Genomic DNA, 336 nt, shown 5'->3' on the forward strand with positions numbered 1-336 from the left:
ACACGCCGACCGCGACCGGTGCCGCTGCAAGCGGCACCGTGGACGAGGACGGCCTGGCCGGAGGCATCGCCGGTGGTATCGGTGACGTGGCTGGCGCGGCGACCGTGGCCAGTGGCAGCGTCACCGGTATCTTCCAGTCCGGTGCCGATGCGCCGCTGAGCTACGCCCTGTCCGGCGACACGAGCGGCTTGCCACAGACGCTGACTTCAGGCGGCGTGGCGGTGACCTACAGCGTCGTCGGCAACCTGCTCACCGCCTCGGCTGGTGCGGTCGATGTGTTCACCTTCAGCCTCACGGCGGCCGGCGCCTACAGCTTCACGCTGCTCAAGCCGCTGG

At 70.2% G+C, this 336-nt stretch carries 1 pseudogene; it reads left to right on the plus strand.

Annotated elements, in window-relative coordinates:
• A pseudogene (locus DM872_RS00125) lies at positions 1-336 on the plus strand (hypothetical protein); the annotation flags it as partial.

The organism is Pseudomonas taiwanensis (assembly GCF_013393345.1).
Lineage (GTDB): Bacteria > Pseudomonadota > Gammaproteobacteria > Pseudomonadales > Pseudomonadaceae > Metapseudomonas > Metapseudomonas resinovorans_C.